This window comes from Burkholderia sp. 28_3 (genome assembly GCF_003253915.1).
GTDB lineage: Bacteria > Pseudomonadota > Gammaproteobacteria > Burkholderiales > Burkholderiaceae > Burkholderia > Burkholderia cenocepacia.
This window is the reverse complement of the sequence record NZ_QKZF01000058.1, coordinates 1-7519: the sequence shown is the minus strand read 5'-3', so window position 1 is coordinate 7519 and position 7519 is coordinate 1. Positions and strand designations below refer to the sequence as shown.

The window sequence follows — 7519 nt, the reverse complement described above, 5'->3', positions numbered from 1 at the left end:
CCGCCAGTCTCGCCGCAACCAGCCTATGCCCGAACCGGCGTAGAGCCCTGCTCCGAAGCCGCGAACATGCGTTGACAGTCGGTACGAGATCATCTTGCCGTCGCGCTTGGATATCGTGCAACGCAGGCCGGATTTCGCACCCGCTTCATTACTGCCGCCGATCTGCTGATGCAATTGACGACAGCGTTGCGGCGTAACCAGCTGGAGGAAACTATCAAGCGGATCACGAAGCCATACAGGCTTCTGATCATTGACGAGATGGGGTATCTGCCCATGGACCGGGAGCAGGCGAACCTGCTCTTCCAGGTGGTCGCCAAACGGTACGAAACCGGAAGTCTCATCCTGACCAGCAATCTTCCGTTCGGCCAGTGGGACCAGACCTTCGCTGACGATGCAACGCTCACGGCGGCGCTCCTCGACCGGCTGCTTCATCACGCACACGTCGTGCCGATCTCCGGCGACTCGTACAGGCTGAAGGAAAAACGTCAGGCCGGCATGATCAACCGCATCCCACCACCGCACCTGAACGACGCGGACGATGTCAAACGCAAACGCAACTCGAAGGAGGCAGCACTCAGCTAATAACCGTATGCGCAGGTGTATCAAATTCAAATTGCGTTTGCGTCCGAAGCTGTATCAACTTGAGATTGCGTTTGACAATCTCGCGGCCGCGGCTCTGATGCGACTGCAAATCGGAAGTGACTTGTAGCACCCCACATGGTCAAAGGAGGCGGCGATGAGCAAAGGAACAGGCGGCAACCAAGGTGGCGCGCGCGGTAACTCGAGCGGCCCATCGAAAGGCTCGTCCGGTGGGGCAAAATCGGCCGGAAGCGGCGGCCGGTCGGGCGGTGCTTCGTCCGGTGGTAATTGGCCGAGTACGACCGGAAACCCATCCGGCGGTGGGCGCGGGAACGCCGCACCTCGCGGAAGTCGATAAAGCCTGCGCCAGGGCACGGACCAGCGACTTCGGAGAAGCTCCTGCTCTCGATGCTCAAGATTGCGGAGAGTGAGGCAAACTCCGTCGAGTTAGGATGCGGCCAAGTTCAGACGTGTTGCGGCTGGATGGGGTTGATGCTTTTGTGATGGGCCGCCGCAGTCACCTCTGAAGGCGGCTCGTCGGCGGTTGCAGTGAACGACACCTTTACCCAATTGCCTGAGTCTTCTCTGCATGGGCAGCATCTCCGTCGACATCGTCCGCATTTTGGAGCTTGCTAGGGTAACTCCCTTTGTAGCCAAGTTTTCGGGAAATTTCTTCTCCCGCATGTTTGACCAAATCGCACAGGCCAGACTCAAGGGGGCGCAGACGGTATGTAGGACCTGTGACACTCACGCCGGCGAGCATGTGACCCGCCTGATTCCAGATTGGAGCCGATATTCCGCTCATGCCTTCGAACATGCTCTCGTGCGAAATTGAGACACCAGCGTCCCGAATCCGGCTCAGTTCATCCATCAGCTCAGGAACGGTTGAAATGGTCTGTGGCGTAAAGACCTCGAGTGGTTTTCGCTGCAGATACCTTTCTGTCCACTGCGCTGGCTGGTAAGCCAACAGAAGCTTGCCGATAGAACTGGAATGCAGCGGGCGACGCAGGCCGACAGAAAGCGAGAATCTGACCGCCTTACGTGTTTCGATAATTTCGATGGTCTCGGCCAACTCTTCGTCCTGAGCGAGGATGCCCAATTGAACGGTTTCTCCCGTTTCGGCGAACAGGGCCTGTAGCGACGGTCGAGCCGACGGAAGAAAGCGTTCTTTCGCCAGGATTGCCGTAGCAATCGCATACGTTTCGCTTCCCAGCCTGTACGCGCCCGACACATTGACAACATAGTTTGCCGCTTCCAGGGAACGCAACAGGGTGAGCAAGCTTGTTTTCGGTAGATGCGTCAGAGCGGCAAGCCTGGAGAGCGACAGGCCGTTCGCACTGGTCGCAAGCTCATAGATGATTTGCAGCACCCGAGCCGGCGAGCGCGTCGTCTCATATTGCTTCCGCGAGGAGGTGGTCTCAACGTCGACCGGTTCGTCCATTGTCATGTCCTGGCGTGCTTGGGAAAACGTGATAGTAACGCGGCGAGTAACTATCAAATGGTAGTCGTTGACGAGTGGCGTGAAGACTAGGCCCTGAGGTGGCGACGCGCCGTGGGCCTTACTCCGGCCTCCTGCGGTCACTAGCATCGAAAGTAAAGCTCGGCAGGGTTGTCTACCAATATTCGCTGAATCGTGGCTGAATCCTGTGCCCACGTCGCCAATCGGTCTAGCAGCTTCCCGTCGTCGGGCACATCTTCTTCATACGAGACGTGCGGCCAATCGCTCCCCCAAAGGACGCGTTCAGGATTCGCATCGACCAGTTGCCGCGCCCGTGCGTTGTCCGGAGAAAAGCGCCATGCGGATAGCTTTACCCAGGCTTTGCCGCTAGCGAGCAGGTCCAGCAACGTCCGGAACCCCCGCGAACTGATGGGACTTTCCTTATAGACGTGTGCCATATGGTCGAAGACGACAGGCACCGGCAAGCGATGCAACTGCTCTGCCAGTTCTTCCACGTCATCAGAATCGACGAAGAGCTGCAGGTGCCAGCCGAAATCGCGGATACGCGATGCCATCTCCGCAATCTGCTCGGTGCTCGTCCCACCGGCAACCACGCGCTGCAGCCTGACGCCCCGTGCACCTCGGGCATGCATATCGGCGAGGGTTGCCTCATCGACATCCGGTTCTACCACGACAACCGCACGTGCATGCTCGCCCATGCGCTCGGTCGAGTCCAAGGTGCACGCGTTGTCCTTCGCAAAGAAGCTCGGTTGAACAATCACGTTGCGCTCGATGCCCGTCGCCCGCTTCATTTCCAGATAGTCGGCGAATGTCGACTCCGGCGGTTCGAGTGAGCGCGTCTCGCGCAATGGATATCTGTCGAACGGCCCGACGATATGCATGTGTGAGTCGCACGCACCTGCCGGAATGGGGAAACCGGGACGCGACGTGTCTCTGCGTGCACCCAGTGGATTCGCCCGGGGAGGCGTTCGGTTGGCTGTCATTTTTCAGTCCCTTCGCGGTCAGGCCGACCACAGTCGAGCCTGCATTGATGGTGTGCGGATGCTGAACGGTCGTCTCCTTTTTCAGCAGGTACAGCAGTCTGCTGGCCCGACTCAATGCTAGTCGTTCCGAATTTACACGTCAAATCCGATATGAGAACAAAACTGCTTGACTTCGTCGCGACTCCGGCCTTTAATGTTCCGAAAGCAGAACGATAAAATATTTTCGGAACAAATCTAGGAGGCAACCATGGCTGGAAGCACCGTGCGCATCGGCGCCGGAGCGGGCTTCGCTGGCGACCGTATTGACCCGGCGCGCGACCTGGCAGAGCGAGGCAATCTCGACTTTCTCGTCTTCGAGTGTCTGGCAGAACGGACGCTTGCTTATGGACATCTCGCAAGGTCCCAAGACCCAAATAAGGGCTACAACCCGCGCCTCGAAAAGCGCCTCGCTGCTGTTCTGCAGGCGTGTGTTCGGGGTGGCACGACTATCGTCACGAATATGGGTGTCGCGAACCCGCGTGCCGCGGGCGCTCTCGCAGTGGACCTCGCGCGCCGCATGGGATTGAAAATCCGCGTGGCAATCGTCGAAGGCGATGACGTCACCAGTCAGATTTCGGACCAAACCTTCCTTCCCGAAATCGGTAAAACGGTCGGAGAAGCGGGACTGCGAATGGTTGGGGCGAATGCGTATCTCGGCGCGGAAGCCATCATCCCGGCGCTCGATACAGAACCACACATCGTCATCACCGGACGGGTGGCCGACCCTTCGCTTTTCCTTGCGCCAATCGCGCACCGCAATGGCTGGAAACTCGACGACTGGATGACACTCGGTGCAGGCACGGTGGTCGGGCATCTGCTCGAATGCACATCGCAGGTAACGGGTGGATATTTCGCTGACCCGCCATACAAGGAAGTGCCCAACCTTGCCTATGTCGGCTTTCCGTTGGCGGAAGTACAGCCTGACGGGAGTTGCATCATCACGAAGCTCGACGGCACGGGAGGGTTTGTCAACGAACTCACAGTGAAGGAGCAGTTGCTCTACGAAGTACACGACCCTCGTGCTTACCTCACCCCGGACGTCACAGCTGATTTCACGAACGTGCAAATCGAAGTGGCGGGCAAAGACCGGGTGGCTGTTCGCGGTGGCATCGGGCGCGAACGTCCTGCTCAACTGAAGACAATTGTCGGCTTCGACGGTGGCTTTCTGGCTGAGGCTGGCATCAGCTACGCCGGTCCCGGCGCAGAGAACCGTGCCCGACTGGCGGCCTCCATTATCGAAGAGCGCATGCGCAATCTCCATGGGTGCGCGGACAAGATTCGTCTGGACCTGATTGGTATCAACTCGCTGCATGCGACCGCCATTCAGCGTGAGGCCATCACTCAGGATGTTCGGGTGCGCGCTGCGATGCGCACGACGGACCGCGAGATGGCTGAAACCTTGTTATCGGAAGTCGAAAGTCTGTGGGTGTCAGGTCCGGCTGGTGGCGGAGGCTATCGCGGCAACATCGACTCCTCGGTGAAAACCCACGCTGTTTTTGTCAATCGCGACGCGATTGAGACCAAAGTTGAGGTCTTGCAGTCATGAAGAAAACTGTTCCGCTCAGAGAAGTCGCGTCGGCTCGTACCGGTGACAAGGGAAATGTGTCGTGCATCTCGGTCTGGCCTTATGACCCGAAGCATTACGACGACATCAAGGCCTCGCTAACCGCAGAACGGGTATCGGCCGCCTACCCGGACCTGTTCCGAGGGGAGGTCAAACGATACGAGATACCTGCGCTTCACGGATTCAACTTTGTGATTCGCGACGCGCTGGAGGGCGGTGTAAACGCCTCGTTGAATCTTGATTTTCACGGTAAATCGTTCAGCTTCCTGCTACTTGCCTTGACCGTAGAAGTCACAGCAGACTAGCTCAGTCGAGCTTCCTAAAACAAATTCAGGAGACAAACATGTCGGATTCGGTTTATGCCGCTCCGAGGCTCGACAGGCTGCCATTGAGTGGTTTTCACTGGCGTCTGTTCCTCCTCATCGGCGGCGGTCTTTTCCTCGATGCCTTCGACGTTTATCTGGGCGGCGTAGTCACCGGCTCGCTTCTCAAGACTGGCTGGTCCACGCTTGAGATGAACGCATGGTTCACCACGATGACGTTCGCGGGGCTTACGGTGGGCGCCTGGAGTGCGGGTGAGCTTGGCGACCGGTTTGGGCGCAGGTTTTCCTATCAGGTGAATCTAATCATCTTCGGTGGCGCGTCGCTTGCTGCGACGCTCGCGCCGAACATGTACTGGCTCATCGCGCTGCGATTCATCATGGGCATCGGGATGGGGGCAGAGATTGTTATCTCGTACGGCATGTTGTCGGAGTTCGTACCGCCCCGTTATAGAGGCCGACTCCTGGCTGCCTTGTCCCTGTTCGCGAACTCCGCAGTTCTTATTGCTTCGTTGACCAGTCTGTGGATTATTCCGAACTTCGGGTGGCGTTACATGTTCGCCATCGTCGGGGTCGCGGCAATCGTCATCTGGCTGCTGCGAAAGAAGATGCCAGAGTCGCCGAGATGGCTTGTCAGTCAGGGCAGATATGCCGAAGCCGAAGCGGTGCTGCAGTCGATTGAGGCAGACATCTCACGCAATCATGAGCTCGACGACTTCGTGCGGGAGCAGCCGGTAAAGCCACAGCACGTTCCCATCGGTGTCCTCTTCAGGTCACCTGTCGTGTGGCGGACGCTGGTCGGCTCGCTGATTATGGTCACTATCGGCTACAGCGTTTATGGTCTGATTAACTGGCTCCCATCCTTCTTCGTGCGTCAGGGTTTCGACATCGTCAAGTCGTTGTCGTACAGCACCGTGATGTCGTTGGGCGCGCCGGCGGGAACAATCATCGGCATTTTCCTCGCCGACCGCGTGGGCCGTCGGCCCGCAATTATCGGTGCCGCACTGGTGACAGCGGCGATGGGCTTGTTCTATCAGCACGCTGCTTCGAACACGATGCTCCTGGTAGCCGGGCTCTGTCTTATTTGCGGCATCTACGTCCTCGTCGCGGTAGGGCAAGGCGCTTATGTTCCGGAACTCTTCGCAACGTCTTATCGCCTCAGAGGTAGTGGCGTATGCGGCACGGCTGGGCGGGCGGCCAGCGCACTTTGCCAGTTCTTCGTCCTGTGGCTCTTCACCATGGGCGGCGTCAACATGGTAGTCGCGTCGGTCGTTGCCATTCAAGTACTGCTTGCCGTTGCAGTTTGGGCGCTTCGCATCGAGACAAGCGGCGTGGGTCTCGACCATATGCCCGACGATTTGGAACATACCGCCGGTCAGCCGAGGATTGCCGACATTGGTCACTGAAGTCTCCCGCAACGTCGCACCACCCTGACGCTGCGTCTTGCGAGACGCAGCGTCCCTGAAAACACCGGAATCTTATCTCTCAATAAGATATTCAACGCTTCACATCAATTAGTACAACGATATTAAATTGGAGACTTTTCGTGAAAATATATTCAAATAAAGCGCATGCTCAGTCCGAGCGTTCACTTACATCGGGGTACCGGCGTAGAGGTATCGGAAAACTAGCAGGATTGTCGATGGTCGGCATTGTCGGCTTGCATGCGCATGCCGCGTGGAGTCAGTCAGCCGTAACTCTGTACGGGGTCATCGACGAGGCAATCCGCTACGACAACCATCAGACACGCGACGGCGGCCATAACATCACCATGGGTACGGGCGGCGCGCTCCTTGGAAGCAGGTGGGGGCTGCGTGGTACCGAAGATTTGGGCGGCGGCAGCAAAGCGATATTTGTGCTGGAATCTGGTTTCGTTGCGAACACGGGCGCACTTGCGTTCTCGACGCCGGGAGGGCAGCAGCGTCTGTTCGGACGACAAGCATTCGTCGGGTTTTCACACCAAGGATTGGGCACGGTAACTTTCGGTCGGCAATACGCCCTCGCCTATCTGATGGGGTCCGCGCATGACGTATTTGGGTTCGCCAATTACGCAGCAACGTGGGGATTTCAATCTGCCGGCCTAGTGGGCGGTGCGCGTCTCGATAACACTGTTCAATACACATCCGACAAGCTTTTTGGGTTCACGGTAAGTGGCGCCTACACGTTTGGCGGTGTAGCGGGCGATATACATCGCTATTCCTCGCCGGCCGTCAGTTTGAGCTACGACGTTGGTCCTTTGAACATTGGCGCGGTGTATCAGCAGGTCAACAACATTGGCGGAGCAACGCCAGCTAGCACGCAGTACGGCAATACCTATTTCGGCATCGCCATTCCGGACAGCTCTCAAAAGATTGCGATGGTGGGTGCGACCTATGCGCTTGCCCAAGCCAAAATCTACGCGCAATACATCTTCAGTCACGTCTATCCGGCTGATTATCGCAATGACTCGTTCTCGGTAGGCGCATCCTATCTGTTCACGCGGACCTATCCGTCATTTTGTGGGCGGGGCATATCATGAGGTGTAAAAGCCATGGATATGCCGATGAAGAAGAAAAGACAAACCGTAGCGCGTCAG

Annotated in this window: 6 protein-coding genes and 1 pseudogene; 5 read left to right on the top strand and 2 right to left on the bottom strand. The window is 57.7% G+C overall.

Features of this window, described 5'->3' with window-relative positions:
* Positions 1–84: 84 nt before the first annotated feature.
* Positions 85–582 (top strand): annotated as a pseudogene (locus DFS13_RS39260) (ATP-binding protein); the annotation flags it as partial.
* A gap of 559 nt (positions 583–1141) precedes the next feature.
* Here DFS13_RS39260 and DFS13_RS39255 read toward each other — a convergent pair.
* Together DFS13_RS39255 and DFS13_RS39250 are read right to left on the bottom strand one after the other, a co-directional pair.
* Complete coding sequence (locus tag DFS13_RS39255) at positions 1142–2020, bottom strand: IclR family transcriptional regulator (protein ID WP_012431279.1); 879 nt, start codon at positions 2018–2020, stop codon at positions 1142–1144.
* A gap of 140 nt (positions 2021–2160) precedes the next feature.
* Positions 2161–2919 carry an amidohydrolase family protein gene (locus DFS13_RS39250; RefSeq protein ID WP_021163732.1) on the bottom strand — a complete coding sequence of 253 codons (759 nt, stop codon included), beginning with the start codon at positions 2917–2919 and terminating at the stop codon, positions 2161–2163.
* A gap of 349 nt (positions 2920–3268) precedes the next feature.
* Between DFS13_RS39250 and DFS13_RS39245 the strand changes: the two genes are divergently transcribed.
* From DFS13_RS39245 to DFS13_RS39230, 4 genes are all read left to right on the top strand, one after another.
* A complete protein-coding gene (locus DFS13_RS39245; protein WP_012431277.1) occupies positions 3269–4606 on the top strand; it encodes an acyclic terpene utilization AtuA family protein in 1338 nt (445 codons plus the stop codon).
* Positions 4603–4929, top strand: coding sequence for a hypothetical protein (locus DFS13_RS39240; RefSeq protein ID WP_012431276.1), 327 nt, complete (start codon positions 4603–4605; stop codon positions 4927–4929). The genes DFS13_RS39245 and DFS13_RS39240 overlap by 4 nt, the downstream gene beginning before the upstream one ends.
* 38 nt (positions 4930–4967) lie before the next feature.
* Positions 4968–6350 carry an MFS transporter gene (locus DFS13_RS39235; RefSeq protein WP_012431275.1) on the top strand — a complete coding sequence of 461 codons (1383 nt, stop codon included), beginning with the start codon at positions 4968–4970 and terminating at the stop codon, positions 6348–6350.
* 236 nt (positions 6351–6586) lie between these two features.
* Positions 6587–7462: a porin gene (locus DFS13_RS39230; protein WP_111442886.1), complete on the top strand. Its 876-nt coding sequence runs from the start codon at positions 6587–6589 to the stop codon at positions 7460–7462.
* Positions 7463–7519: the final 57 nt, after the last annotated feature.

Excerpts from the sequence above, each read along its gene's own strand:
- DFS13_RS39255 (WP_012431279.1), bottom strand. The coding sequence starts at position 2,020 with ATGGACGAACCGGTCGACGTTGAGACCACCTCCTCGCGGAAGCAATAT.
- DFS13_RS39250 (WP_021163732.1), bottom strand. The coding sequence starts at position 2,919 with ATGCATATCGTCGGGCCGTTCGACAGATATCCATTGCGCGAGACGCGC.
- DFS13_RS39245 (WP_012431277.1), top strand. The coding sequence starts at position 3,269 with ATGGCTGGAAGCACCGTGCGCATCGGCGCCGGAGCGGGCTTCGCTGGC.
- DFS13_RS39240 (WP_012431276.1), top strand. The coding sequence starts at position 4,603 with ATGAAGAAAACTGTTCCGCTCAGAGAAGTCGCGTCGGCTCGTACCGGT.
- DFS13_RS39235 (WP_012431275.1), top strand. The coding sequence starts at position 4,968 with ATGTCGGATTCGGTTTATGCCGCTCCGAGGCTCGACAGGCTGCCATTG.
- DFS13_RS39230 (WP_111442886.1), top strand. The coding sequence starts at position 6,587 with ATGGTCGGCATTGTCGGCTTGCATGCGCATGCCGCGTGGAGTCAGTCA.